General features: G+C 71.8%; 2 protein-coding genes. Both read left to right on the top strand.

Annotated features, from left to right (window positions below):
• On the top strand, positions 1–498 hold a 498-nt coding region (locus tag ABY44_RS14760), incomplete at its 5' end, for an outer membrane lipoprotein carrier protein LolA (protein ID WP_431641361.1).
• Positions 498–1,803 (top strand): MMPL family transporter (locus ABY44_RS14765; protein WP_431641362.1); only part of this gene is annotated, 1,306 nt, incomplete at its 3' end. The genes ABY44_RS14760 and ABY44_RS14765, both read left to right, overlap by 1 nt.

A 1,803-nucleotide genomic window follows, 5' to 3' on the forward strand; every position in this document is an offset into this window, starting at 1 on the left:
CTGATGTCGACGCTCGCGCAGCACAAGTCGGGGCGTGCGACGTTCACCGAGACGAAGTACCTGTCGATCGCGACGCAGCCGGTCGAATCGTCCGGCGAACTCGTGTTCGTCGCGCCGGACCATCTCGAGAAGCACACGCTGAGCCCGAAGCCCGAACACCTCGTCGTCGACGGCGACATGCTCACCGTCGAGCGCAACAGCCGCAAGTACACGCTCGCGCTCGCGCGCTATCCGGAACTCGGCGCGTTCATCGACAGCATCCGCGCGACGCTCGCCGGCAACCGCTTCGCGCTCGAACAGGTCTACAAGGTCGCGCTCGCCGGGCGCGGCGACGACTGGACGCTGACGCTCACGCCGCTCGACTCACGGATGCTGAAGGTCGTCAGCACGATCACGCTCGACGGCACGCGCGACCTGTTGCGCAGCGTCGCGATCCGGCAGGCCGACGGCGACCGTTCGGTGATGCGCCTGCAACCCGTTCCGGCGAACCCGAACTGATGGACGAACGCACCCGGCCCCCGTCTTCGCCGGTCGCCCGCCGCCTGCACGCGCTGCGGCAGCGCGCGGTGCTCGTGTGGCTGCTCGCGCTCGTCGCGTGCGGCATCGCGATCGGGCGCGCGCACTTCACGGCCGACCTGTCCGCGTTCCTGCCGAGTTCGCCGAGCGCCGGGCAGCGCGTGCTCGTCGACCAGTTGCGCGACGGCATCGTGTCGCGGCTGATCCTCGTCGCGATCGACGGCGGCGATGCAGCCACGCGCGCCGCGCTGTCGCGGCGCGTGGCCGCCACGCTGCGCGCCGATCCGCAGTTCGCCGCGGTTCACAACGGCGAAGCGGCGAACGATGCGCGCGACCGGCAGTTCATCTTCGATCACCGCTATCTGCTGAGCCCGGCCGTCACGCCGCAGCGCTTCAGCGCCGACGGCCTGCACCAGGCGCTCGGCGACAGCCTCGACCTGCTGAGCTCGTCGGCCGGCCTCGTGGCCAAGGCGCTGCTGCCGCGCGACCCGACCGGCGAAGTCGCCGCGCTCGTCGACCAGCTCGACGGCGCGGCGCAACCGGCGAGCCGCGACGGCGTGTGGGCGTCGCGCGACGGCACCCGCGCGGTACTCGTCGTGCAGACGGCCGCCGCCGGTTCCGATACCGATGCCCAGGCCCGTGCGATCGACGCGGTGCGCCGCGCGTTCGCCGCCTCGAAGCAGGCCTCGAAGCAGGCCATGCCGAACGCCGCCGCCGCCACGCTCGCGATGACAGGCCCCGGCGTGTTCTCGGTCGACACGCGCGACACGATCCGGCACGACGTCGAACGGCTGTCGACGGCGAGCGTCGTGCTGATCGTCGCGTTGCTGCTGACGCTGTACCGTTCGCCGCGCACGCTCGCGCTCGGCTTGCTGCCGGTGCTGACGGGCGTCGCGGCGGGAATCGCGGCGGTCAGCGTCGCGTTCGGCACGGTCCACGGGCTGACGCTCGGTTTCGGTACAACGCTGATCGGCGAAGCCGTCGACTATTCGATCTACCTGTTCGTGCAATCGGCGCAGGCCGGCACGCGCGGCGCGGCGCGACCGGCCGACGCGACGCGCGCCTGGGTCGCCGCGTACTGGCCGACGATCCGGCTCGGCGTGCTGACGTCCGTGTGCGGTTTCGCGTCGATGCTGTTCTCCGGGTTCCCCGGCCTCGTGCAGCTCGGGCTGTATTCGATCGTCGGGCTGACGGCCGCCGCGCTCGTCACGCGCTTCGTGCTGCCGCACCTGCGCGGCGAGCATGTCGCGATCCGCGACGTGTCGCGCATCGGCGCCGTGCTCGCGC

Origin of the sequence: Burkholderia sp. ZZQ-2 (genome assembly GCF_050768715.1) — a bacterium.
In the GTDB taxonomy this organism is placed as follows: domain Bacteria; phylum Pseudomonadota; class Gammaproteobacteria; order Burkholderiales; family Burkholderiaceae; genus Burkholderia; species Burkholderia cepacia.